Source organism: Marinobacter sp. SS5-14b (assembly GCF_030541005.1).
In the GTDB taxonomy this organism is placed as follows: Bacteria; Pseudomonadota; Gammaproteobacteria; order Pseudomonadales; family Oleiphilaceae; genus Marinobacter.
In genome coordinates, this window is sequence record NZ_JASSVM010000008.1 from 40,183 (window position 1) to 63,257 (window position 23,075).

A 23,075-nucleotide genomic window follows, 5' to 3' on the forward strand; every position below is an offset into this window, starting at 1 on the left:
GTTAAGGCGGTTTCTGGTGACCGCCTGGACGGTCACCTTTACAACAGATCGAATATCAGCGCGAAGGATAAGGGCTTGATGACCTCAATGGCCGGAATGGCCGGATTTCTCCGCCCCTTTCGATTTCATCGGCTGATCCTTCATCGACCCCTTCATTTCCTTCATCATTCCCATGCAGCCCTTCATGTCTCCATGCATCATCTGCATGTTTTCCTGCATGGCTTTCATATGGTCCTGCATCAGCTCCTGGCGCTTGGCAGGGTCCTGCTCCTGTTTGATCCGGCTCATCAGCGCCTGCATTTCTTCCATATTCTGCTGCATCGCCGCTGCTCTCTTCTGGTCCTGCTCCTGATGCTTTGCATCGCGATGCTGATCGTGATCCGCCGCCAGGGCCGGCATGGAAAGCAGACCGGCAATGACAGTAGCAACAAGTGTCAGTCGTTTCATGGTGTTCTCCGTCCGTCGAGTAATTGGGAACTGCGATTGCGTCAGCAGGTGTCCCCCGCTGACCGGGCCAGATTCTGACCGTCTGCCTATAGGATAGTACAAGCTTCGGTCAAGGTGAAGCCAGCCAATACCAGGAGGGATCGGCCGGCTCGCCGGAACACTGCCAGGGGCCAATAAGATCTGACGACATATCACATAGGCGATTTAGGCCCTTAGTGCTGGGTGCGATGGCTTTAACCGGCCAGATAATTCAATTAGCTTTGTGGAGGCTAGCAACATTCCCAGGGTTGGGAAGACTTGGCTAGTATTCAATTGGAAATGGCGATTTCAACTTCGGCTGCCTGAAATTAATAGATTAGTTGGATAGATTATGCATTGTTCAAGTCGACTATCCCGTAGAGGCTGGTTCCTGTTTTTTTAATTTGGTCTGTCAGCTTTTTGCTGCATTTTTTTTGGGAAATGATCCAGGTGCCTTTCTTTACAGGGATGATGGAGGCGTCCCATGGTGCGGTCGTCTGGCTGTGCACGCGGGCGGCAATCGGCGATGCCAATATTGCACTATTTGCCTATGGCGTCGCCGCAGCGGCAACTAAAGATGGCTTTTGGATACAGGGGCGGTGGCGCCGCCATGTTTTAGGAGTGTATTTTGCTACCGGTCTGCTTATAACCATAGTCTTTGAAGCCTGGGCCACAGGCGCAGGCCAGCGCTGGAGCTACAATGATTCTATGCCCCTGTTTCCCTTCCTTGGCACAGGTATCGCCCCTCTAGCGCAGTGGATTATCGTTCCAACAGTCTCGCTCTTTGGTTTGCGTTGGCTCTACAGAGGCTGGCTTGATCTCAGACGTCAGGGCCGCGATCACCCCCAGCAATGAATGCCGGAGCCCCGGGCATCATATAAACCGCCCTACAGACAACTGCACATCCACACCAATCACGAGTGTGGCGGTCAGCGACACTACACTATTGATGATTGCCACCATTGCCAGACGTAGACAAGTACGATCACAATAATACGATGTTCCACTGTGACTGATCGACTCATCCATCACTCAACTCCGAAGTCCTTGCGAACGGTTGGCATTACGTATGCCACTCCCGGCCATGCCGGCACCAGATACAGCCGCAGTCGACATGATTGCAGCTTATATCCCGTCGCTGGCTCCGCAAATGCAAACCCGCCAACGGCGCCAGCAGACGCCTGGCAAGTGTGGGCCGGTAGAGACGGCGCAAAAACTCGCGCGCATCCAGATGGTTTTCCTGGCGGCGCATGCACCAGCGATAACCGCGGTTACCCAGCAGCCCATAAAACGCGCGGTTCACCAACGCCGCCGCCATCGGACGCTCCAGGGATTCTCGCCAAAGCCGGTTGTAGTCGTCACCATGCAGCAGACTGCGTGCGGCCAGCACGCCGGAGGTGATGGCCGCGCGCATCCCGAAGCCCCACAGCGTATCCTGGAAACCGGCCTGCTCACCCGCTACCGGGTGCACCCCGGACAATGCGGTTACAGGGATACGGAAGTTTCCAACACCGCCGTGCGGCTGAGGATTCATCATCTCCATGCCGGCCAGCCTCTGAAACGCACTGACAGTTCGCTCCACATACTTTGCTTCATCCCTGAAACCAGTAAACATGCAACTCTTTACCGTTCCCTTGCCTCCCATTACCAAAAGGTAGGCATACCCTTTAGGGGCAAGGTTGTTATCACAAATTGCCCAGAAACCGTCCGGCATGGATGTATCGAAATGATAGCCGACCGCAATGGCATCGGCGGCCTTTGGGCCAGTCGCCAGGATGGCCGGGCCCCGGGCATGCCGCAGCCGGCTTTTGAAATGCACCTGCACGCCCAGTTCCCTGGCCTGTCTCAGCAACGCCGTGTCCAATGTGTCTGGCCCGGAGCCACGCTCCACCAGGTAGAACAGCGGCTCAATGCTCTCAATGGCGTACGGGGAATCCCAGGCATCAAAGGCGGTACCCCGGCGGCATGGAACTCGCTTGAAGTCGGTGGTGATTCCGAGTTCCTGCAACACCGCCAGGGCATCCTGCTGCGTGCTCCAGTTCTCCAACCCCTGAAGGTCCCGTTTGAAGCGGTGCCCCACCTCGGCCCGGGCCTCATGCACGATGACTGACCGCCCCGCGCGCGCCAGTGTGATGGCGGCTGCCAGCCCGGCCGGCCCGGCGCCGGCAATCTCGACCGCGCCATTTCTGTTGTCTGACATCATGGCTCCGATACCAGTCCCAGCCTCGTTGACGCCTATCATGTCCGCACCCGCCTTCCCCTCACCTTGTCACAAAGACATAAAACACAGCGATACCCGATCACTGGGCCTCCTTGAAGTCACGGATGTGCAGCAGGTCTTCCACCGGCAGCACGGCTATGATTCCGTCGCTGGCAAGCCCCTTGTGCACCGTTCGGGCAATGAGGTCAACGATCTCGTCTGCCTGCTCGGCTTCCGTGAATATCTCCACGCGAACGGAATCGGCCATGGTGTCCTTGGCTTAGTAGTTTTTATATCGACCACGGCCATGGGTTTTAGACACCGTCATACCGGAAAAACCAGCCGCGATCAGCGCATCCTCTACTTTCTTCAAGTCCAGACTGGAGAAGATCGCAGTCACTTTGCAAAACTTCGTATTCATTTCGCCTCCTCGTCAGTGAGCTGAAGAAGGATCGCTCCGGTTCTTCGGCTTGAAAATGACAGTTAATCACCCACAACTGAACTGACACTGAAAATAGGGAACAATCTGAAACCAGCCGGGGCTATACTGATTTAAGTCAAAGAAGCCTGGCCGCCCAGGCGAGACCCGCCACCCAGTCAATAAACGGCACCGGGTAAATACCCAGCAGCAGTATTGAGACGGCAACAATCAGAAGGGCGAGTTTCTCTACCCGACCCCGGCCGGCATCCGCCACCGCCTGCTGCATACCCGGTTCGCGCAGATACAGGGTGACGATCACCCTCAGGTAGTAGAACAGCCCGATAACGCTGCCGATAACGATCCCTCCAACAAGCCACCACCGGCTGCCTTCCACACCCAGGGCGATGATATAGAATTTACCGAAGAATCCGGCGGTCAGCGGAATGCCGGCCAGGGACAACATGCTCAGAGTCAATAATGCTGCCAGCCAGGGGCTGTGCCAGAACAGTCCCCTGTAATGGTGCAACCCGGAGGCATCCTCGCCACTGCCGGTGCCGGAGACATGCATAATCACGCCAAACGCCCCCATGGTGGCCACAATATAGGTGAACAGGTAAACCCCGGTGGTTTCCAACGCCAGGGGGCCACCTACTATAACGACCACCAGCAGGTAGCCCATATGGGCGATGGAAGAGTAGCCCAGCAGGCGCTTCAGGTCAGGCTGGAACAGGGCCAGCAGGTTGCCACCGAACATGCTGAGAAGAGCCAGCAGGCTGATCAGGCCAAGGAGCCATCCACTGCCGAAGACCGGGGCCACCAGTACCAGCCGCAGCAATACCAGAAACACCGCCAGTTTGCTCACCGTGGCCAGCACAGTGGTCGCCGGCGCCAGACCTCCCTGGTATACGTCCGGTGTCCACTGGTGAAACGGTATGATGGACAACTTGAACCCCAGCCCCACCAGTAACAGTGCGGCGCCGCCCAGAATCCAGGGGTCCGGACTGCCAGCAACCCCCGCGGCGAGTGCCGTCAGCTCAAGGTGGCCGGTGCGGGCATAGATCAACGCCATGCCAAACAGCAGAAAGGCGGTGGCGGCGGCGGACAATATGAGGTATTTGATCCCCGCCTCCAGGGACCGTTCTGTCCGGAAACTGTACGCCACCATGCCGTACAAAGGCATCGACAGCAATTCAAGGCTGATGAACAGGGTGGCCAGGTGGTTGCTGGCCACAAGGCCCAGGGCACCCGTTACCGCGCAAAGCAACAGCAGGTAAAACTCTTCCCGCGGCCCCCTGTAGCCGGCCAGGTAACCATGGCTCATGGCGGCGATAAACAGGCCGCTCACCAACACCAGCGCGCTGCCCATGAGGGCAAGGCCGTCAAAGATCATCAGCGGCGGCGAAGAGGGCGCGGCCGAGGCCAGCGGCAGGCTCGCCAGGGCCAGGGCCAGACCGCTGACAGTGACCGCCGCGGTACCACCGTGGTGGCGTCGCCAGGCGACGCCCAGCATTACCAGTACGGCTGTCGAGGCGACAATAAGCAGGGGCAGCAGCCCCACAAGATCGATCAGGGTCAGCATCAGTTCATCCCTCCTGCCCGGACCGGGCCCGCCATGAACAGGTCCGCCACCGGCCGGACCATTGACGCCGTGGTATCAAGCAGGGGTTGCGGATTCAGGCCCACTGCCAGGGTGAGTCCGATCAAGGCCAACATCATGCCGTACTCCCGCACATCCGGACCCGCGAGCAGGCCCGGTTGTTGTTCGCGACCGAAATGCACCCGCTGCATCATCAGCAGTGAATAGATCGCGCCAAGCACCAGCCCGGCGCTGGCGATGACCACCACCACCGGAGCGCTGCGGAAGGTACCGAACAGTACCATGAACTCGCCAAGGAAATTGGCCGTGGCGGGCATCCCCAGAGAGGCCGCCAGGAAAAACAAGGTCACGCCGGGCAACACCGGTATTCGGCCCCAGAGCCCGCCCATGCGACGCATATCCCGGGTATGAATGCGTTCAAAGAGCTGGCCACTGAGGATGAACAGAGCGGCACTGGAGAACGCATGGGCCACCATGAGTACGATTGCGCCCTGGATCGCCAGTTCGGACCCCGAATAAACGGCAATCAGCACGAACCCCATATGGGATATGCTGGCATAGGCAATCAGCCGCTTGATATCCTGCTGGCCGCAGGCCAGGACCGCGCCGTAAATAATACCCACGACCCCCAGCGCCATGGCCACCGGCGCAAAGGCCTGGGACTGTTCCGGAAACAGCGGAATCGCAAAGCGCAGCATGCCGTAGGCGGCGGTTTTCAGCAGAATGCCCGCAAGGTCCACGCTGCCGGCAGTGGGCGCCTGGGCGTGCGCATCCGGCAGCCAGCCATGAAAAGGCACGACAGGCAGCTTCACCGCAAAGGCAATAAAAAACCCGAGCATAATCCAGAAGGACAGATTGTCGGGCACGTCGGCATTCAACAGTGCGTCATAGCTGAAGGTTATCTCGCCGGAGCTGGTGTAATGCACGAACACCAGCGCAAGGATCGCCACCAGCATCAGCAGGCCGCTGGCCTGGGTGTAGATGAAGAAGCGGGTGGCGGCACGAATCCGGGTTTGCCCCGGGGAGCCGCTGTGCCCCCAGAGGGCAATCAGAAAATACATGGGTACCAGCATCACTTCCCAGAACAGGAAGAACAGGAGCAGGTCCAGCGCCAGAAACACACCCACGACGCCACCCAGAACAAACAGCAGATTCAGATGAAAAAAGCCCACCCGCTCGACAATCTCTTTCCATGAGCAAAGTACCGCCAAGGCACCGAGAAAGCCGGTCAGCGCAATCAGGATCAGCGACAAGCCGTCCAGAGCCAGATGAATCTCGATGCCAAAACGAGGAATCCAGGGGACTCGCCACTCCAGCAGCCACGGTCTCTCGCCGGTGCCATAGGCGCTGAAATCACCGCCTGCCCAAAGCACGACGCTGACCGCCAGCACGAACAGCATGGTGGCCAGGGCAATCCAGCGCGGCGCCTGTTCGCCCCAACGCTCCGAGTGCCAGCACAGCATGCCACCGAGGAAGGGAATCAGAATCAGCCAGAACAGAATCATGCGCCACCTCCCTGAGTCATTACCAGGCCAACCAGTATCACCGTGGCACCGAATACCATCACTTTGGCGTAAGTCCGCAGCTGGCCGTCCTGGGACCGCACCAGGCCCGCATTGCACAGGCGGGCAATCACGGCCGGCAGGTTCATCCCCAGGTTAATAAAGTCGAAACGCAGCACGCGTACCAGGGTCTGCCAGGGCCGGACCAGTGTCCGGTCGAACAGGGCATCGAAGCCCCAGGCCCGGTTGAACAGGATCCAGAGCCGCGCCCCCAGGCCCCGACCGACCTTTGCGTCAAGCCACCGGCGCCGCGCCAGGAACAGCCAGCCAGCCAGAGCCAGGCCAGCAAGCACCGCTCCGGTCGCCAGGAACTGAAACAGGGTGTGGCCGGCGTTCGTGGCATCATCGGGGCGCGGCGGGAACACCACCTCAAGCCCCGGGTACAGCCAGGCACCAACGAAGGTGGAAAGCACGGCCAGGATTGCCAAAGGCAGGTGATGCCTGAGGGGACTGGTGCCCGGCCGGGGATGGCGTGCATGATCACTGCGGGGCTGGCCATGAAAAATGCCCAGGATCAGCCGCACCGTGTACAGGCCGGTTAGCACGGCTCCGGTCAGACCCGCCGCGAACAGTCCGTAGTGGCCCGAGGCCATGGCCTGCCAGAGAATCTCGTCCTTGCTGAAGAAGCCCGCGGTTACCAGCGGCAATGCCACCAGCGACGCGCCCCCCGCCAGGAAACCGGCATAGGCGACCGGCAGTTTGCGCCAGAGCCCACCCAGCCGGCTCAGATCCTGTTCATGGTGGCAACTGATGATAACGGCCCCGGCTGAAAGGAACAGCAATGCCTTGAAGAAGGCGTGGGTCATCAGGTGAAAAATGGCCGCGTCAAACGCCCCGACCCCCAGCGCCAGGAACATGTAGCCGATCTGGCTCATGGTGGAATAGGCCAGCACCCGCTTGATGTCAGTCTGGGCCAGGGCCGCGAAGGCCGCCAGCAACAGCGACAGGGCTCCGATGATGCCCACCAGCCACATCACATCCGGTGCCAGCAGGAACAGCCCGTTCAGGCGTGCAATCAGATAAACGCCGGCGGTCACCATGGTGGCCGCGTGGATCAGGGCCGACACCGGAGTGGGGCCTGCCATGGCATCCGGCAGCCAGGTGTGCAGCGGCACCTGTGCAGACTTGCCCAGGGCACCGCCAAGGACCAGCAATGCCGCAAGATTGGCAGTGACACTCCCCTCGGCCCAGACCCGTGGTGCCTGCTCCAGCACCAATCCGATATCGAGGGTGCCGAGTTCCACGAAGATCAGGAACAGCCCCAGGGCAAGGAATACGTCACCTGTGCGGGTCACGATAAACGCCTTGAACGCCGCCCGCCCATTAGCTTCGTTCTGATAGTAGTAGCCGATAAGGCCGTAGCTGCAAAGGCCAACGCCTTCCCAACCGAGAAACAGCAACAGCAGGTTATCGGCCAGCACCAGCACCAGCATGCTGAACACAAACAGGTTCATCCAGGCATAGAAGCGGGTTATACCGGCATCGCCCACCATGTACCAGACAGCGAACAGGTGAATCAGGAAACCCACGCCGGTGATGATCGACATCATGACCAGCGAGAGACGATCAACCACCACGCCCATGGTCGGCTGGAACTCGCCCACGGAAACCCAGGTCCAGAGCGTGAAGCCCTGGCTGTCGCCGGAGAAGGTCAGCAGCGCCCAGGCGGTGGCCAGCGCGGCCAGCCCCACGCTGCCCACGCCAATGGCCGCGCTGGCCCGCGGTCCCAGCCGCCCGCCGGAAAAGCCGAGAACAATGGCACCGGCCAGAGGTAACAGAAATGACAGTAAAGTCGCAGCCATCATCATCCACGCATCCTGCTGACTTCGTGCAGCTCAAGTGAACGGAAACGCTGGTAAAGCTGTATCATCAGCGCCAGGCCGACGCTGGCCTCGGCTGCCGCCAGGGTGATGACCAGCAGGAACATGGCCTGCCCCTCCGGCTGGTTCCAGGCGGTGCTGCCCACCACAAAGGCCAGCGCGGCGGCATTGAGCATGACTTCCAGGCTCATGAGAACGAACAGCATACTGCGCCTCAGCATCAACCCGGCCAACCCCAGGCTGAAAAGAATAACGGCCAGGATCAGGCCATGCTCCATCGGGATACCAGTCATCGGGTGCCTCCACGGTTGCGATTGCCCCGGGGTTTGTTGCGCCGGCCCACGTGGGACGCCGTCACCAGCGCCGCCAGCAGCAGAATGGCGGCCAGTTCCACCACTATCAGCCATGGGCCGAACAGGGTGAGGCCGATGTCCCGGGCGGTTATCAGCTCACCGTCAATGGTCATGCCTGCCTGCCCGTCGCCGATCAGCGCCACCAGCGCCACCAGCAACACCAGAGCCAGCAGCGACGGCCCGAGCCAGTAGCCCGGACGTTGCCACAGGGGATCCCGCTTGGCCTCCGGACGCAGGTTGAGCATCATCACCACGAACACGAACAGCACCATTATGGCGCCGGCATAGACGATAATCTCGAGAGCACCGGCAAAGGGCGCACCCAGGGCGAAGAACACCAGGGCGACGGCAATCAGCGAAACAATCAGGTACACCACCGCATGCACCGGACTGGAGCCGCTGATAAGACCGACCGTGGCCAGCACCGCCACCAGGCCGCTAAGGTAGAATCCCAGTTCCATCAGTAGTTCCTTTTTTGGTCAGGGTAAAAGCGTACGGACATCCTCCGGGACCTCCTCGTTCTGTGCCTCACCTTTATCCTTGCCGGCGATAGCCATGCCGGCAACCTTGTAAAAGTGGTAGTCGTGGTCCTTGCCGGGGCCGTTGATCAGCAGATCTTCCTTCTCGTACACCAACTGCTGACGCTGGTACTCGCCCATCTCGAAATCCGGTGTCAACTGGATGGCGGAGGTGGGGCAGGCCTCTTCACACATGCCGCAGAAAATGCAACGGGAAAAGTTGATGCGGAAGAACTCCGGATACCAGCGGCCGTCGTCTTTTTCACCTTTCTGCAGGGAAATACAATCCACCGGGCAGGCCACCGCGCAAAGGTTGCACGCCACGCATCGTTCTTCGCCGTCCGGATCCCGGGTGAGTATGATGCGGCCCCGGTACCGGGGAGGCAGATAAACCTCCTCTTCCGGATAGTTCACGGTTTCCCGCTTGCGGAAGCCGTGCATGAATACCATCCACATGGTACGCAACAGCGACCAACTGGCCGGTATCAGCCATAACACCGACAACACCTTGTTTTTTCGCATCTTTCCTCCCTATGAACCGGTCAGTAGCAGCACCGCCCCGGTAGCCAGCAGATTGACCAGGGTCAGCGGCAGACACACCCGCCAGCCAAAGCTCATCACCCGGTCATACCTGGGCCGTGGCAGCGATGCCCGGAGCAGGATAAACAGCATCAGGAAGAAGCTGGTCTTGAGGGCAAACCACACAATGGGTGGCAGCCAGGGGCCCTGCCAGCCGCCGAAAAACAATGTCACGATCAGCGCGGAAACCAGCACCATGCCCACGTATTCGCCAATGAAAAACATGCCGAACTTCATACCGGAGTACTCGACATGGTAACCATCCGCCAGTTCCTGTTCCGCCTCCGGCTGGTCGAAAGGGTGGCGGTGTGTTACCGCGATGCCGGCGATCAGAAATGTGACGAAACCCAGGAACTGGGGAATCACGAACCACAGGCCTTCCTGGGCCGCGACGATGTCGCGCAGGTTGAAGGAGCCGGCCATGGCCACCACACCCATGAGCGACAGCCCCATGAACACTTCGTAGGACAGGGTCTGGGCCGAGGCTCGCAACGCGCCGAGCAAGGCATACTTATTGCCACTGGCCCAGCCACCGATTAACACCGCGTAGACGTTGATGCCGGCCAGCGCGAGGAAGAACAGCAGCCCGATGTGCATGTCCGCCACCCCCCACCCCGGTGTTATGGGGATAATAACGAAAGACAGCAGCAGGGAAGCGAAGGCAAGGTTGGGTGCCAGCATAAACAGGGCGCGGCTGGCAAAGGGCGGAGTCCAGTCTTCCTTGAAAAAGATCTTCAGCATATCGGCAATCAGTTGAAGAGTGCCGAATGGCCCTACCCGGTTGGGACCATAACGATCCTGCCAGAGGCCCAGCAGCCGACGTTCGACCACGGTCAGTGCCGCTCCCACCACGACCACGGCAAGCAGGATCACCAGCGCCTGGAACATGGCCCAGAGAGTGGCTGCCAGTTGTGGAGTCCACCAGCTCATGACTCACCTCCCGTGGGTTTTCCTAAAGTGAGTGTCGCGCCCTGCCCCAGGCCGGGCAACAATCCCGCGGGCAGGCCAGCCCAGCCGGGGGGCCAGTCTTCCTGCTCCGATACCGTAATGTCCGGACCGCCAAACAGCATCAGGCTGTCGCCCTCACGCACACCAAGCAGCGTCAGACTGTCGCCGTCGCGCACGCCCAGCGCCTCGGCATCCGGGCGGGCCAGGATGACCACCGGCGCGGTCATCCGCTGCCGGACAGGTTCAGCCCGGGCAGACGTTTCCTCGCCCCCGAACACCCGTGGCAACACCAGCGCCCGCAGCCCGCTGCTGTCAGTGGCGCCGTCATCAAAGACCGGGTCGGGGTATTCGCGATGGCCGGGCTGAGGCCGAATCAATCTTATGCCCGGGTCCCCTCCGCGCAGGTGACCGCCCACTTCATCGGTGAACTTGTTCCACGCCTGCGGGGAATTCCAGCCCGGCGCCCAGGCGAAAGGTATCTGCTGCCGGGGCCGGTCAAATCCGCTGTAGCCTTCCATGGAGTAAGCGAAGGGTGTATCGGTATCCTGTGGCGGGCGGGGTTCATTTACATCGAGGTTGGCGCGCATGGCGGTGCGGCCGCTGTAACGCTGGGGCTCACGGGCCAGCCGCAGGCCCTCTATGCGATAATCGGGCCCGGGCGCGGCATCCACAATCCCGGCCAGGCCTGGATGGGCCCCGGCGCAGGCCCGGGTGGCCAGATCCAGGCTGATATCCCCGGGGGCTTCGCCCCGCAGCCCGGCGGCCAGGGTGTGTAACCAGCGCCAGCTCTCGTGAATTCGGGTCTCGGGGCGCAGGTAGGCCGGTTCGAACACCCGGAAGAAGCGCTGGGCCCGCCCTTCCAGATTTACCAGGGTTCCGCTCCCTTCCGCGAAACTGGCAGCAGGCAGGATGAAGTCCGCCCCCTCGGCGGTTCTCGTCCGCTGGTGGTCCAGCACCACGCGGGTGTTGGCACGGGCCAGGGCCTGCTCCACCCGGTCGGCGGGCAGGCGTTGATACAGGTCGTTCTCCAGCACCACCACCGCATCGGCCCGACCCTCACTCAACTCATCCAGCGCCCAGTCCAGTGTCTGCCCCCCCATGAGCGACAGCCCGGTGCTGTTGGCCTCCCGCCGGATCAACACCAGCCCACCCTGCGCTGCCCGCCTGGACAGGGCCCGGGCAACCGCACCGGCGGCTTCCAGGATGGCCTCGCTGGCGAGGGAGCCGCCGCTGACAACCAGCGGCCGCGCCGCTTTTAACAGGCTGACGGCGATTTCTCCGGCCCGCTCCTGGCTGGCCGGGTCGAGGCCGTCCACCGGGGGCGCCGCCGGGTCGATGGCATGAGCCACCGCGAAACCGAGCCGGGCGATATCATCCGGCGCCAGGGCATGGCGGGCGACAGCGACACTGTCCAGCTCGGTGGGCGCTGGCCAGACAATGTGCAGCGGGTGGTACCGGTCCTGCCCCAGGGTCTTGACGGCCTCGGCATTCCAGGCCGGCACGCCGATCTGTTCAGCCAGTTCTTCCCGCCGTGACAGCACAGCCTGACGCAGATTCAGCCCCAGGCGCGCGGCGCTCTGGACCGGGTCCTCGCCCAGCACCAGAATGGCATCGTGGCGTTCTATTTCCCGGGGTGTCGGGGTGGGCAGTCCCGACGTTTCCTGCAGCCGGTTCATCATGGCCAGGCACGCCTGCTCCCGGGACTCTATCCCGGTGGAAAAGTTTTCCGGCCCCACCATGGCCAATAGCTGGTGATTGCTTTCCAGACTGGCCCGGGGCGATCCGATGCCGATGATGCGCCGGGCCTGACGCAGGGCGCCGGTGATACGCTCCAGGGCCGGATCCACCCCCAGCGTCACGGCCTCCTGCCCCGGCCGTTCGGTCCATTCCGGAACCCGTGGCCGGTCGGCGCGGTTGACGTATCCGTAACCAAACCGGCCGCGGTCACAGAGGAAGTGGCTGTTAACCTCACCGTGGTAGCGGTTTTCGATGCGGCGAATCTCGCCGTAGCGTTCCCCGGGGCTGATGTTGCAACCGACCGCGCACTGGTGGCAGATGCCGGGGGCATACTGCAGGTCCCACTTTCGGGTGTAGTGATCGGAATGACTCTGGTCGGTGAACACCCCAGTGGGGCAGACTTCGGTGAGGTTGCCGGAGAACGGGCTTTCCAGTGCGCCTTCGGCGTATCGTCCGAAGTAGATGTTGTCCCGGGCACCAAAGGCGCCCAGATCGGTGCCACCGGCGTAGTCGTTGTAAAAGCGCACGCACCGGTAGCAGGTAATGCAGCGGTTCATTTCGTGGGCGATGAACGGCCCCAGGTACTGGTTGCGGCGAGTGCGCTTGTTGAACCGGTAGCGGCGGCGGTCATGGCCGGTCATTACCGTCATGTCCTGCAGGTGGCAATGGCCGCCCTCCTCGCACACCGGGCAGTCGTGGGGGTGATTGATCATCAGCCACTCCACCACACTGGCCCGGAAAGCCCGGGCTTCCTCGTCATCGATATCGATTCGGGTCTGGTCCGCCGCCGGGGTCATACAGGACATGACCAGAACGCCCTTGTTGTCGTCCTTGTCCTTGTACTGGCGCACCGCGCACTGGCGACAGGCGCCGACACTTCCCATGGCCGGATGCCAGCAGAAATAGGGAATATCCAGGCCCAGTGACAGACAGGCCTGGAGCAGGTTGTGCGCCCCGTTGACCTCGTAGGTTTTTCCGTCCACGTGAATCGTCGCCATGCTTGCTTCTGCCTTCACCTAGAAAGTACGATCACTGTTTGTTGAAAGTGACTGTTGAAACTAACGGTTGTTTGCCGGCGCGTCCGCTGCGACCCGGTCCGGAACGCCCCGGGTGTCGCCGCTTACCTTGCCAATGCCCTGCTCAAACTCCTGCCGGAAGTGCCGCAGCGCTGTCTCCAGCGGCATGGCGGCGCCAGGGGCAAGGGCGCAGAATGTCAGCCCCGGGCCACAGTCCGCCGCCAGCTTGTCGAGCAATTCGATGTCGCCGGCCTGCCCCTGTCCCTTTTCCAGGTCCCGGAGCAGTTTTACCACCCAGGGCAGACCATCACGGCACGGAGTGCACCAGCCGCAGGATTCCCGGGCGAAGAACTCCTCCAGGTTGCGCATCAGCGATACCATGCCCCGGTCCTCGGGGACCGCCATCATCAGGCCGGTGCCCAGCCGGCTGCCGACATTGGCGATAGAGTCAAAGTCCAGGGGCAGCTCCAGATGCTCCGGCAACAGGAAGCCGGTGCTGGTGCCGCCGGGCAACCATGTCTTGAGCCGGAGGCCTTGCCGCAGCCCCCCGGCCCGGTCGAGCAGCTCGGCCCCGGTGACGCCCATGGGCAGCTCCCAGAGGCCCGGCTCCGCAACCGGCCCCGACACGCCATAAAGCTTGGTGCCGCCGTCACCGGTACGGTTGCCGGACAGGTTCTGATACCAGTCAGCGCCATGGAGAATCACGGCGGGTATGTTGCACAGGGTCTCGACGTTGTTAACTACCGTGGGCCTGCCCCAGGCTCCGGACTGGCCGGGGAACGGCGGCTTGGCCCGGGGATTGGCGCGCTTCCCCTCCAGTGCATTGATCAGAGCCGTTTCCTCGCCGCAGATGTAGCGCCCCGCCCCGGTATGCACCGCGATGTCGAAATCGAACCCGCTGCCATCAATATCCGGCCCCAGCCAGCCGGCTTCGCGGGCCTCATCAATGGCCCGGTTCAGCACCCGGGCCGCCTCCACGTATTCACCCCGCAGAAAAATGTAGCCTTGCCGGGCGTTGTTGGCCCGGGCTCCGAGGATCATCCCCTCAATCAGCAGGTGGGGTTGCTGCTCCATCAGCAACCGGTCCTTGAAGGTGCCCGGTTCCATTTCATCCGCGTTGCAGATCAGGTAGCCCCGGGGCATGTCACCCCCCTGCAGCGTCAGGCTCCACTTGACGCCAGCGGAAAAACCGGCGCCGCCCCGGCCACGCACATTGGCGTCTTTCACCACGGTGATGATGCCCTGGGGGTCGCTCTCGGCCAATGCCCGGCGGACCGACTGATAACCATCCTTATCCAGATATTCGCCGAGCCAGACCACCTCGCCGTCGTCCCTCAGCCTCCAGGTCAGCGGATGGGTTTCGGGTTGACGCTCGGTACCGGATTGCCGTATCCGGCTGTGATAACGCAGCGGGTTGCCTTGACCTGAGGTGGATCCGCTCATTCGTAGCCCTCCAGCAGGTCGGACAGATCCTCCGGTGTGACCGGCCCGAAGGTTTCGCCGTCAATCATCAGCGCCGGGGCACCGTCACAGGCGCCGAGACAACACACGGGTAACAGGGTGAAGCGGCCATCGGCGGTGGTGGCGCCGTAGTCCACTCCCAGCTTCTCCACCAGGGCCTGTTTCAGCGTTTCATACCCGGTCAGGAAGCAGGAGCTGCTGTCGCAGACCAGGATCACATGGCGCCCTACCGGCTGACGGAAAATCAGGCTGTAAAAGGTAGCCACGCCGTCCACCGCGGCGAATCCCAGGCCCAGCAACCGCCCGATGGCCATGATGGCACCGTCGGGAACCCAGCCATGGCGGCGCTGGACGATCTTCAACGCCTCGATACAAGCGGCCTGGGGCTGCTCGTAGTGTTCCTTTTCCCGGAGAATCGCGGCTTCGTCGTCCGGGTGCAGTTCAAAACGGTCACTGCCGATCAGTTCGGTTGTGTGCGGGGTTGTTGCCATCATCAGCGATCCACGTCTGCCATTACGAAATCGATACTGCCCAGGTGGGCGATCATGTCCGGCACGAAGCCTCCGCGCATCAAGGACGGTATCTGCTGCAGGTGCGGAAAGCTCGGAGTCCGGATGCGGGTTCGGTAGCTCATGTTATTGCCGTCGCTGGTCAGGTAATAACTGTTTATGCCTTTGGTGGCCTCCACCATTTGCAGGGATTCGCCGGGTTTCAGAACCGGACCCCAGGACACCTGCAGAAAGTGCGTGATCAGCGTTTCGATGTGCTGCAACATCCGCTCCCTGGGTGGCGGGGTGGTCAACGGGTGGTCCGCCTTGTAGTCGCCCGCGGGCATGTGATCGACGCATTGCTGGATAATGCGCAGGCTCTGCCGCATTTCCTCAATACGCAGCTGGCCCCGGTCAAAAACGTCTCCGTGCTGCCCCAGAGGCACCTCGAAGTCGAAGTTCTCATAGCCGGAATAGGGCCGCTGTTTGCGCAGATCGAAGTTGCAGCCAGTGGCCCGCAGGTTGGGACCGGTCACGCCCCATTCCAGGGCCTCGGTGGTGGTGAAGGCAGCCACATGCCGGGTCCGCTCCCGCACCAGGGCGTTTTTCATCATGGCCAGCTCGTATTCCCGCAGCCGCGGCGGCATCCAGTCAAGGAACTCCTGCACCAGTTGCTGCCAGCCCACGGGCAGGTCCTGGGCAAGGCCGCCGATCCGGTACCAGGCCGGATGCATGCGAAAACCGGTGATGCCCTCAATCACCTTGTAGGCCCGCTGGCGGTCAGTGAAGCTGTAGAACACCGGCGACATGGCGCCCAGATCCTGCAGGTAGGTCCCCAGGAACAGCAAATGGCTGCTAATACGGAACATCTCCGCCATCATCACCCGGACCGTCTTGACCCGGTCGGGCACCTCGATACCCGCCAGTTTCTCAACCGCAAGGACATAGGGAAGGTTGTTCATTACGCCGCCGGTGTAGTCGATGCGGTCGGTATAGGGAATGAAGCTGTGCCAGGTCTGGCGCTCGGCCATTTTTTCCGCGCCCCGGTGGTGATAGCCAATATCCGGCACGCAGTCGATGATCTCCTCGCCGTCCAGTTGAAGCACGATCCGGAAGGCACCGTGGGCAGAGGGATGATTGGGGCCCAGATTGAGGAACATGAACTCGCTGCCATCCCGCTCACGCTGCATGCCCCAGGCTTCCGGTTCGAATTTCAGCGCCTCCTGCTCCGTCTGCTGCCCCTCCACTGTCAGGGTGTAGGGGTCGAATTCCGTGGCCCGCGCGGGATAGTCCTTGCGTAATGGGTGGCCATGCCAGGTGGGCGGCATAAGCAGCCGTTGCAGATGGGGATGGCCGGTTGCGGTAATGCCGAACAGATCCCAGATTTCCCGCTCATACCAGTTGGCATTGGCAAACACCCGGGTCACGCTTGGCAGGTTCGGGTCGCCACCGGTCAGCGCCACCTTGATGATCAGGTCTTCATTACGATCCACCGACAGCAGATGATAGAAGACCGTGAAATCCGCGGCTGGTAGCCCGTCACGGTGGGCACGGAGCCGCTCGTCCACGGCAGAGAGATCGTAAAGCATGGAAAAAGACGCCGGCGGCGCCTTCAGGTGGCGCAGTATCTCCACTATCCGCTCACGTCGCACCCACAGCACCGGAAGCCCGGTCAGGGTAGGCTGAACGTGCTCGATGTGTTCCCGGAATCCGTCCAGAAGCCCGAGGGCCCGGTCAATGCCGGACTGGGCCGGTGCATGCCTGTCGAGAGCGTCTGTGCTCATGATGCTGACTCATCTCCTGTCAAGGTTGGGCAAATCGGGAGGCGGCGCTCAGAGTTTGTCCGGAGTCCTCAGTTCGGTGGCCTCGATTCGCTGGCTCCGTTTCTGCTCCCGCTGGGACCCCATCTCGGCCTTGTAAACCCCTTGATCCCCCACGACCCAGGACAGCGGCCGGCGCTCCTCCTGAATCGAGTCCTGCAACAACTGAAGTGCCTGCAGGAAGGCCTCGGGCCGCGGCGGACAGCCCGCTACATAGACATCCACGGGCAAGAACTTGTCAACCCCCTGAACCACCGAATAGATGTCGTACATACCGCCAGAGTTGGCGCAGGAGCCCATGGAAATGACCCACTTGGGTTCCAGCATCTGATCGTAGAGCTGCTGAATAACCGGAGCCATTTTGATGAAACAGGTACCCGCTATCACCATAAAGTCGGCCTGCCTCGGCGAGGCGCGGATCACCTCCGACCCGAAGCGCGCAATGTCATGGGGCGAGGTAAATGCGGTAGTCATTTCCACGTAGCAGCAGGACAGACCGAAGTTATAGGGCCACAAGGAGTTCTTGCGCCCCCAGTTCACCGCCGAATTGAGGACGTCACTCAGCTTGCCGGTGAATACGTTGCGTTCAAGCTGGCTTTTGACGTATTCCTCCGATGACTGCCGGCGCCCCAGCGGGTAACGGTCACTGGATTCCTGCTCTTCCTCGGCCCGTGTCAGTCTGTAAGGCATGGCTGGTCTCCATATAAAGGTTTGCTGACAGTGATCAAGGTCCGGGCAACGTCCCCCAGGGACTCAGTGGCTCAGCTCTCCCTGTATCCCTGAGAGCCCTCGGGAGCCCACTCCAAAGCCCCTGAGCGACTGTCGTAGAGCAGGCCGGCAAGCAATATCAGTATAAAAACCGCCGCGCCCCAGAACCCGCTCCAGCCCGTTTCCGGAATCACAACCGCCCAGGCAAACAGAAACACCGCCTCAATATCGAAGATCACAAAGAGCATCGCGACCAGATAAAACTTGACGGAAAACCGCTGGCGGGCGTCACCGACACCGACAATACCGGACTCAAACGGGATGGTTTTGCTGACGCCATGGCTGCGCCCGCCAAGCAGGCTGGAAACGCCTGCCATGAAGGCACATAAGCCGAGGGCAGCGATCACAAAAAAACCGGTTGCCCAATAGTTGACCAGCAACTCATTGACCGTGTCCGACATACCCCCTCCTGTTCTGAATCATCACCCTATCCGCCCAACCTGAAACGGAACTGAATCAGCAGAGCAATCGTTCTCAATTTTTGATCCCGATCAAATTCACAAGACTGTTTCCAGCTGGCCTCAGTCAGCAGAGCGCACTACTCACTGCCATAAATCAAGACCTGCAGGAAACAGCAACTCCGCGGGCATAATCGAGTAGAGCAAGGTATCTGGAGGCTTCATACTGGCGCTGCTTTGAAAGCAGGTACCGTACAGACTGTGTTGTCTACTAATATGGCTTCATCGCACCGATTGAGGCCTTCGTGCAGTAACCATTGCCAGCACGATTGCCAACATCGCCAGGGGAGGAATTAGGACGACGACCACGCTACCAGTCCCAAGAGAAAGAACTGGGCCGCCAGACCGAGGATCAGCGTGGCAGCAAAGGTTGTCACTACCACCGTGCCAAGAGCTTTGCCCACCGGCGCGAATTCCGTCGCCGCCTGCTGGTACATGGGCACGACAATGCGTAGATATACCGCCAGTGAAAGTACACTGTTGGCAATTGCAACCACCGCCAGCCAGGTGAATTGGACATCAATGGCGGCGGCGAACAGCAGGAACTTCCCAACGAAGCCGGCAAGTGGCGGAATCCCGACCAGCGATAGCAGAAAGACCACCATTGCGATGCCAATAAGCGGTTGGGCGCGCCCCAATCCGTCAAAATCGTTCAGAGTCCGTCCGATATTGGCGGCAACGGCGAAAGCGCCCAGATTCATGGCCGCATAGGCGGCAGCAAACAGTATAATGGATGGCAGAGCAAGTTCACTGGCGCCGACTGCCAGGATACCCAGAAGGAAATAGCCGGATTGGGCAATCGACGAATAGGTCACGGAGTTCATTATGAATTCTTGGTGCAGATCAGACATTCAGGCTTTCGCCGGAAACCGCCCGGTCAGCCGGCCGGCACCGCAAAAAGGAGGACAAAAATGAGTGCCAGCGCAACCAGGAAGAAACGTACCCGCTCACGCCGGTTGCGGCACACCGTCAGGGCCACCAGACATTGCAACAGGTAGTATAGGGCGAAGGCGCGTGACGCCAGCGCGATCACCGTAAAGGTGGAACCGGACCAGGCCAGCGCCATAGCCGCACCGCCTACCAGCAGGTAACCCCAACGCTGGGTGAGGCGCCGCCGCGTCACTTCCTCCAGGTTCGCCGCAGCCGCCAGGGTGTCCGCAACGGCAGCGGAGAACTGCGACAGGCCGGCGGCGAGGATAAGCGGCGCCGAAAGAAGTACCGAGACCGAGGCAACCACCTGGATCAGGCTGTTATCTGCGTATTGCCCGTCCAGAATTGGCACCAGGGGCAAGACCACGGCGACGAATGCCACGTAGACCGTGAGAGATACATATTGCGACCAGCGCGAGGCGTGGATCCGCGTCCAGGTATCAAAACTCTGGCCGAGATAGCGCGGCGTTTCGAAGCCCTGCACCACGATCAGGGTACCGGCCACCATGGTCACCATTTCCCAGCCGGAACGTTGCGGCATGGATGGCAGCACAAAGCGTCCGGTGTCCAGAAAGTCGCTGATGTCACGCAGGGCGAAGGCGGCCAACAGCACAGCGAGCACCAGGATGGTCACATACAGAGCCCACCGCTCCATCCGCTCCAACGGTCTCAAGCCACCCATGATGCCAATTGCAGTAATCACGCCGATCACCAGCGTGGTAAACAGGCTCTTGTTGAAGCCCGAATCCAGTCCGAAAGCCCCGAGCACGAAGGCGCTCAGGATATGAATGTAGAGGCACACGGACACAATATAAGCCAGGACCAGCGCCCCATCCGACAGTCGTTCGAGCGTGAGCGTCAGACGTTGACTGCCCGCTGCCAGCACCGGTTCAGCACACAGAATGTTATGGCGCACGACGGCACCGGTGTGAAAAGCGACAAAAGCCACCGCCAGCATCGCCCATAACGAATACGGCCCCACACTACTGGCCAGTACCGGTACGATGACCAGGAAGCCACTGCCGAAAATGGACGCCAGCGGTGTGCTCATGGCCGGCACGATGGCCAGCGTCGCCGGGCGGGGCACTAGGCCGGCCACTCCACCAGTCCCGCAAGAAAGAACTGGGCCGCCAGGCCGATGATCAGTGTGGCGGCAAAGGTGGTCACTACCACCGTGCCAAGACTTCTGCCCAATGGCGCGAATTCCGTCGCCGCCTGCTGGTACATGGGTACGACGATGCGCAGGTATACCGCTAGTGAAAGCACACTGTTGGCAATCGCCACCACCGCCAGCCAGGTGAACTGGGCATCGATGCCGGCGGCAAATAGCAGGAACTTGCCAACGAAGCCGGCGAGAGGCGGAATACCGACCAGCGACAGCAGGAAAACCACCATTGCGATTGCGGTCACCGGCTTTGCACGGCCCAGCCCACGGAACGCATCCAGCACACGGCCAGTTGCCGCGGTAACGGCAAAAGCGCCCAGGTTCATGGCCGCGTAGGCGGCAGCAAACAGGATAACCGATGTCAGCGCGAGTTTGCTTGAACCCACCGCGACGATGCCCAGCAGAAAGTAGCCGGACTGGGCAATCGAAGAATACGCCAACAGCCGGATGACGTTATCCTGCACCAGCGCGGCGAGATAGCCGTAGGTCATGGTCAGAACGGCCAGACCCGCGATGACGGCAGTCCAACCACTTTCCGGGGGCAGACCGCGAACCACCTGAGCAAGTGCGAACAGAGCCCCGATCTTGGGCACCACGGACAGGTAAGCCGCTATCGACAGCGGCCCGCCCTCGTAGGCATCTGGCGCCCAGAAATGAAACGGAACCAGCGATGCCTTGTAGCCAAGGCCGATAACGACAGCCACAAAGCCGATGATGACGGCCATAGGCATGGTATCCATGCCCGGCAGATCAGCAAGCAAGGTGGAGCCGGCGGCACCGAACCAGTAACTCAGACCGAAAATCATGATTGCACCGGTGACCGAGGCAAACACGAAGAATTTCATGGCGGCTTCGGTGGCCGGGTCGGTATCCGGATAGGCGACCAGGGCGAAGGTGGCCAGGCCGGTCAACAGTGTGCCCAACACCAGGAACATCGTATCGCCCGCGCCGGCCAGAACCAGGGCGCCGAGGGTGGCAAAGCACAGCAGGCTGTAGACCGTACCCTCACGCGCGGTGCCTCGCACATCCACTCGCGCTAGTAGCATGGAGAGCACGGTGGCCGGCAACAGAATAAGCTTGGCCCAGACACTGAGTTCGTCAATCCGGAAGCTGCCGCCGAACACCGTTGTGTCCGCGCCAATCAGACGCAACGTCAGCCCCGTGGCAGCGAGCAGCCCGATGACCGAGACCACCAGCGCTATTCGCGGCCGGCGCAGCATTTCCGCAATCAGCGCGCCGACAGCCGTTAACAGTACGGCAATTTCCGGAATCAATAATGCAAGATCACGGGCCATTACAGCACCAGCGCCGATGTGGTCCGGTGAATGATGTCCAGCACCCAGGACGGTGCCACGCCGGTGGCAACCGTGAGTACCAGCAGTGGCGCCACGGCAAGCCATTCCCGTACACTGAGATCGGGCATGGCCTGCCAGCGCTGTCTGGGCTCGCCCAGAAAGGTTTCGCGCAACGCCTTGAGAAAGGTGCCAGCGATGATGGCAATGCCCAGAATCACAACAACCGCTACGGGCGCGCTACCCAAGGTGGCGAGAAAAATCTGAAACTCTGCCGGAAAGTGTGCCAGACCTGGCAGACCCAGGGATGCAAAGGCCGCCAACACAAATGACCAGCCAAGCATCGGGACCGTCTTGAGCAAGCCGCCGAACTCGCCCATTTCACGGGTATGGGCGCGGTCCTGAATCATGCCCACCAGCAAGAACAGGGCACCGGTGACCAGACCGTGGCTGAACATCTGCAACACGGCACCGTCCAGCGCGACGGTACGCACCGACGGGTCCAGAGTCAGTGCCGCCACGGCGACGCCGACGATCACATAGCCCATGTGGTTGACCGAGGTATAGGCAACCAGGCGCTTCAGATCACTCTGGGCCAAAGCGGCGAAAGCACCGTAGAGCGCGCTGACGACACCCAAGGTCAGAACAACAAACCCCGCCTCACGGAACGCATCGGGGGTCATTTGCAGGGCGAAGCGGATCAGGCCGTAGGTACCGAACTTCAGCATGATGCCGGCCAGGATGACACTGCCAACAGTCGGCGCCTGGACGTGCGCGGCAGGCAACCAGGTGTGCAGCGGCACTGCGGGGATCTTTACGGCAAAGGTGATCAGCATGGCCACCAATGCCCACATGGCCGCGGCGCCATCCAATGGCGGATTCTCGATCCAGGCTCGCATGTCGAATGTCGGTTCGGGACTGCCTAGGTAAAGCCCGAGGATAGCGAGCAGAAGCGGCAGACTTCCCAGCAAGGTGTAAATGAAAAACATCAGCGCTGCTCGCTGCCTGTCCTCATGTCCCCACCCGGCGATCATGAAATACATGGAGACAAGGGAAACCTCGAAGAAGACGTAGAACAGGATACCGTCGAGGGCTGTAAAGGTACCGATAGACGCAGTTTCCAGAAGAAGTACCAGAGCAATATAGGCGCGCGGACGTTCACGAAGCGACGACGCATAGATCACAGCAACCAGGAAAAGAACGGCGCTCAACAGCACCAAAGGCAGACTGATCCCATCAACTCCCACCCGGTAGGCGGCACCGATGGCCGGTATCCATTGCAGCTCTTCGACCTGGGAAAAGCCTGCACCGCTCGCACCCTGAAACCACATGGACAGAGCACCGATCAGTGTAAGGGCGGCGGTAATAATCGCTATGACGTGTACCGTACGCGTTGCGGGCTTCGGAAGACACAGAATCAGCACCGCGCCGACCAGCGGCAAAAACAGGGTGAGCGAGACAAGTGGTAACATGAATA

The 23,075-nt window shown here is 61.0% G+C and carries 20 protein-coding genes and 1 pseudogene; 1 reads left to right on the top strand and 20 read right to left on the bottom strand.

Annotated features, from left to right (window positions below; translation table 11 throughout):
- Nucleotides 1–84 precede the first annotated feature (84 nt).
- The gene (locus tag QPL95_RS15550) at nt 85–447 is read right to left on the bottom strand and encodes a hypothetical protein (protein ID WP_008174513.1); all 363 of its coding nucleotides are present in this window, start codon (nt 445–447) and stop codon (nt 85–87) included.
- 438 nt (nt 448–885) lie between these two features.
- Between QPL95_RS15550 and QPL95_RS15555 the strand changes: the two genes are divergently transcribed.
- Nucleotides 886–1,320 (top strand): hypothetical protein, encoded by a 435-nt coding sequence (locus QPL95_RS15555; RefSeq protein ID WP_303291895.1) that lies wholly within the window; start codon nt 886–888, stop codon nt 1,318–1,320.
- Nucleotides 1,321–1,528: 208 nt separating this feature from the next.
- Here the strand turns inward: QPL95_RS15555 and QPL95_RS15560 are convergent, their stop codons facing one another.
- The 19 genes and pseudogenes from QPL95_RS15560 to QPL95_RS15650 form a co-directional block, all read right to left on the bottom strand.
- Nucleotides 1,529–2,665, bottom strand: coding sequence for an NAD(P)/FAD-dependent oxidoreductase (locus QPL95_RS15560; protein WP_158217735.1), 1,137 nt, complete (start codon nt 2,663–2,665; stop codon nt 1,529–1,531).
- 100 nt (nt 2,666–2,765) lie between these two features.
- Nucleotides 2,766–3,086, bottom strand: a pseudogene (locus QPL95_RS15565) (P-II family nitrogen regulator).
- A 136-nt stretch (nt 3,087–3,222) separates the two neighbouring features.
- Nucleotides 3,223–4,665, bottom strand: a complete 1,443-nt coding sequence (gene nuoN, locus QPL95_RS15570; RefSeq protein ID WP_303291896.1) for an NADH-quinone oxidoreductase subunit NuoN — start codon at nt 4,663–4,665, stop codon at nt 3,223–3,225.
- On the bottom strand, nt 4,665–6,188 hold the full coding sequence (gene nuoM, locus QPL95_RS15575) for an NADH-quinone oxidoreductase subunit M (RefSeq protein WP_092031080.1): 1,524 nt from the start codon (nt 6,186–6,188) through the stop codon (nt 4,665–4,667). The genes nuoN and nuoM overlap by 1 nt, the downstream gene beginning before the upstream one ends.
- The gene (gene nuoL, locus QPL95_RS15580; RefSeq protein WP_303291897.1) at nt 6,185–8,053 is read right to left on the bottom strand and encodes an NADH-quinone oxidoreductase subunit L; all 1,869 of its coding nucleotides are present in this window, start codon (nt 8,051–8,053) and stop codon (nt 6,185–6,187) included. Before nuoL ends, nuoM begins: the two co-directional genes overlap by 4 nt.
- Complete coding sequence (gene nuoK, locus QPL95_RS15585; protein ID WP_153741180.1) at nt 8,050–8,358, bottom strand: NADH-quinone oxidoreductase subunit NuoK; 309 nt, start codon at nt 8,356–8,358, stop codon at nt 8,050–8,052. Before nuoK ends, nuoL begins: the two co-directional genes overlap by 4 nt.
- The gene (nuoJ, locus tag QPL95_RS15590; protein WP_117620015.1) at nt 8,355–8,879 is read right to left on the bottom strand and encodes an NADH-quinone oxidoreductase subunit J; all 525 of its coding nucleotides are present in this window, start codon (nt 8,877–8,879) and stop codon (nt 8,355–8,357) included. The genes nuoK and nuoJ overlap by 4 nt, the downstream gene beginning before the upstream one ends.
- Nucleotides 8,880–8,897: 18 nt before the next feature.
- Nucleotides 8,898–9,458 carry an NADH-quinone oxidoreductase subunit NuoI gene (nuoI, locus tag QPL95_RS15595; protein ID WP_039881756.1) on the bottom strand — a complete coding sequence of 187 codons (561 nt, stop codon included), beginning with the start codon at nt 9,456–9,458 and terminating at the stop codon, nt 8,898–8,900.
- A 9-nt stretch (nt 9,459–9,467) separates the two neighbouring features.
- Complete coding sequence (nuoH, locus tag QPL95_RS15600; protein ID WP_008169464.1) at nt 9,468–10,445, bottom strand: NADH-quinone oxidoreductase subunit NuoH; 978 nt, start codon at nt 10,443–10,445, stop codon at nt 9,468–9,470.
- Nucleotides 10,442–13,198 (bottom strand): NADH-quinone oxidoreductase subunit NuoG, encoded by a 2,757-nt coding sequence (gene nuoG, locus QPL95_RS15605; protein ID WP_303291898.1) that lies wholly within the window; start codon nt 13,196–13,198, stop codon nt 10,442–10,444. Before nuoG ends, nuoH begins: the two co-directional genes overlap by 4 nt.
- Before the next feature lie 60 nt (nt 13,199–13,258).
- The gene (nuoF, locus tag QPL95_RS15610; protein WP_303291899.1) at nt 13,259–14,659 is read right to left on the bottom strand and encodes an NADH-quinone oxidoreductase subunit NuoF; all 1,401 of its coding nucleotides are present in this window, start codon (nt 14,657–14,659) and stop codon (nt 13,259–13,261) included.
- Nucleotides 14,656–15,171 (bottom strand): NADH-quinone oxidoreductase subunit NuoE, encoded by a 516-nt coding sequence (gene nuoE, locus QPL95_RS15615; RefSeq protein WP_273017227.1) that lies wholly within the window; start codon nt 15,169–15,171, stop codon nt 14,656–14,658. Before nuoE ends, nuoF begins: the two co-directional genes overlap by 4 nt.
- Complete coding sequence (gene nuoC, locus QPL95_RS15620) at nt 15,171–16,949, bottom strand: NADH-quinone oxidoreductase subunit C/D (RefSeq protein ID WP_008169457.1); 1,779 nt, start codon at nt 16,947–16,949, stop codon at nt 15,171–15,173. The genes nuoE and nuoC overlap by 1 nt, the downstream gene beginning before the upstream one ends.
- Nucleotides 16,950–16,997: 48 nt before the next feature.
- On the bottom strand, nt 16,998–17,675 hold the full coding sequence (locus QPL95_RS15625; protein WP_286803849.1) for an NADH-quinone oxidoreductase subunit B: 678 nt from the start codon (nt 17,673–17,675) through the stop codon (nt 16,998–17,000).
- Nucleotides 17,676–17,746: 71 nt separating this feature from the next.
- Nucleotides 17,747–18,154: an NADH-quinone oxidoreductase subunit A gene (gene ndhC / locus QPL95_RS15630; RefSeq protein ID WP_153741178.1), complete on the bottom strand. Its 408-nt coding sequence runs from the start codon at nt 18,152–18,154 to the stop codon at nt 17,747–17,749.
- A gap of 350 nt (nt 18,155–18,504) precedes the next feature.
- Nucleotides 18,505–19,062, bottom strand: a complete 558-nt coding sequence (locus QPL95_RS15635) for a proton-conducting transporter membrane subunit (RefSeq protein WP_008169453.1) — start codon at nt 19,060–19,062, stop codon at nt 18,505–18,507.
- A gap of 26 nt (nt 19,063–19,088) precedes the next feature.
- The gene (locus tag QPL95_RS15640; protein ID WP_008169452.1) at nt 19,089–20,228 is read right to left on the bottom strand and encodes a hypothetical protein; all 1,140 of its coding nucleotides are present in this window, start codon (nt 20,226–20,228) and stop codon (nt 19,089–19,091) included.
- Nucleotides 20,228–21,601 carry an NADH-quinone oxidoreductase subunit N gene (locus tag QPL95_RS15645; protein WP_008169451.1) on the bottom strand — a complete coding sequence of 458 codons (1,374 nt, stop codon included), beginning with the start codon at nt 21,599–21,601 and terminating at the stop codon, nt 20,228–20,230. The genes QPL95_RS15640 and QPL95_RS15645 overlap by 1 nt, the downstream gene beginning before the upstream one ends.
- The gene (locus tag QPL95_RS15650; RefSeq protein WP_303291900.1) at nt 21,601–23,070 is read right to left on the bottom strand and encodes a NuoM family protein; all 1,470 of its coding nucleotides are present in this window, start codon (nt 23,068–23,070) and stop codon (nt 21,601–21,603) included. Before QPL95_RS15650 ends, QPL95_RS15645 begins: the two co-directional genes overlap by 1 nt.
- Nucleotides 23,071–23,075: the final 5 nt, after the last annotated feature.

Coding starts and splice junctions, on each gene's coding strand:
- QPL95_RS15550 (WP_008174513.1), bottom strand. CDS start 447: ATGAAACGACTGACACTTGTTGCTACTGTCATTGCCGGTCTGCTTTCC.
- QPL95_RS15560 (WP_158217735.1), bottom strand. CDS start 2,665: ATGTCAGACAACAGAAATGGCGCGGTCGAGATTGCCGGCGCCGGGCCG.
- nuoN (WP_303291896.1), bottom strand. CDS start 4,665: ATGCTGACCCTGATCGATCTTGTGGGGCTGCTGCCCCTGCTTATTGTC.
- nuoM (WP_092031080.1), bottom strand. CDS start 6,188: ATGATTCTGTTCTGGCTGATTCTGATTCCCTTCCTCGGTGGCATGCTG.
- nuoL (WP_303291897.1), bottom strand. CDS start 8,053: ATGATGATGGCTGCGACTTTACTGTCATTTCTGTTACCTCTGGCCGGT.
- nuoK (WP_153741180.1), bottom strand. CDS start 8,358: ATGACTGGTATCCCGATGGAGCATGGCCTGATCCTGGCCGTTATTCTT.
- nuoJ (WP_117620015.1), bottom strand. CDS start 8,879: ATGGAACTGGGATTCTACCTTAGCGGCCTGGTGGCGGTGCTGGCCACG.
- nuoI (WP_039881756.1), bottom strand. CDS start 9,458: ATGCGAAAAAACAAGGTGTTGTCGGTGTTATGGCTGATACCGGCCAGT.
- nuoH (WP_008169464.1), bottom strand. CDS start 10,445: ATGAGCTGGTGGACTCCACAACTGGCAGCCACTCTCTGGGCCATGTTC.
- nuoG (WP_303291898.1), bottom strand. CDS start 13,198: ATGGCGACGATTCACGTGGACGGAAAAACCTACGAGGTCAACGGGGCG.
- nuoF (WP_303291899.1), bottom strand. CDS start 14,659: ATGAGCGGATCCACCTCAGGTCAAGGCAACCCGCTGCGTTATCACAGC.
- nuoE (WP_273017227.1), bottom strand. CDS start 15,171: ATGATGGCAACAACCCCGCACACAACCGAACTGATCGGCAGTGACCGT.
- nuoC (WP_008169457.1), bottom strand. CDS start 16,949: ATGAGCACAGACGCTCTCGACAGGCATGCACCGGCCCAGTCCGGCATT.
- QPL95_RS15625 (WP_286803849.1), bottom strand. CDS start 17,675: ATGCCTTACAGACTGACACGGGCCGAGGAAGAGCAGGAATCCAGTGAC.
- ndhC (WP_153741178.1), bottom strand. CDS start 18,154: ATGTCGGACACGGTCAATGAGTTGCTGGTCAACTATTGGGCAACCGGT.
- QPL95_RS15635 (WP_008169453.1), bottom strand. CDS start 19,062: ATGTCTGATCTGCACCAAGAATTCATAATGAACTCCGTGACCTATTCG.
- QPL95_RS15645 (WP_008169451.1), bottom strand. CDS start 21,601: ATGGCCCGTGATCTTGCATTATTGATTCCGGAAATTGCCGTACTGTTA.
- QPL95_RS15650 (WP_303291900.1), bottom strand. CDS start 23,070: ATGTTACCACTTGTCTCGCTCACCCTGTTTTTGCCGCTGGTCGGCGCG.